The following is a 1,010-nucleotide window of genomic DNA, read 5'->3' as shown; positions in this document are numbered from 1 at the left end:
CTATCTCTTTTCTTTTAAATCCATGCGACGTTTTGTAGAAATGTTTAAACCTTTTGAAAAAGCTTTCTATCAAATTATTGGTTGTTTCATCATACCAGGATTGAACTTTAAGATGTTTTGAGTTTTCAAATACAATTTTTGTCGCTTGATTATAGCTAGGTAATCTATCTGATACTATTGTTGGTGCACTTCCATGTTTCTCTTTTACTTTGGAGAATAAATGAAAGGCTGACGTAGCTTCTCTTGAAGTTGTTAAATACCAATCTATTACATAACGGGTTTCTGAATCTAGTAAAGTCCAGATATAATATCTTTTTCCTGCGATTTTGATAACCGTTTCATCAACATGCCATTCATCAGATTGATTTAAATCTTTAGGAATATATTTTTCTGTTATTTCTTTAAAGATTGCTCCAAATCCTTTAATCCACTTGTAAATAGCAACATGTGATATTTTAAAGGATTTAATATCAGCAAAATGTTGAGCTATATATCTAGTAGAACAAGAGCCACCAAAGTACATATAAAGTGCTTCAATAACTAAATTAATATTAGTTCTTAATCTTTTTAAATTAATAGCATTAGGTAACTTTGAAACTTCCTCTAAAAACACAGAGGATTTAATAACACTAAAGTGATGATTACATTTTTTAGAGTTACATGTGAATCTAGAATAATATTTGTAATCATGATGTAAGTATGTAGAAGAACTACATACAGGACATTTAGGATAATTAGATATGCGATTTTTTTTAGGTTTATCAACAGTAAATTGATGATTACAATTATTGTTTTTACATATATACTTTTGGTAACCATCTTTATCTTTACCATAAAGAGAAAAATTTTGAGAAAAACATCTAGGACAAATTATTTTATTAGACATAGTTAGTAACTGCTCCTTTTCTTATTGTATTTCCCTCAAAATGAGGGAGGAAAAATAATCTTCGACAAATTATTATACTACAAAGGATTAGGAGTGGTTCAGATAAATTAAAGTTAACAGAAAC

The 1,010-nt window shown here is 28.0% G+C and carries 1 protein-coding gene; it reads right to left on the bottom strand.

Annotated features, from left to right (window positions below):
• On the bottom strand, positions 1–886 hold an 886-nt coding region (locus ABNK64_RS11070; RefSeq protein WP_349764431.1), incomplete at its 3' end, for an IS6 family transposase.
• Positions 887–1,010 lie beyond the last annotated feature (124 nt).

Origin of the sequence: Fusobacterium sp. SYSU M8D902 (assembly GCF_040199715.1) — a bacterium.
Lineage (GTDB): Bacteria > Fusobacteriota > Fusobacteriia > Fusobacteriales > Fusobacteriaceae > Fusobacterium_A.
Note: the sequence above shows the minus strand (reverse complement) of the source record. Positions and strands in the feature narration are given on the sequence as shown.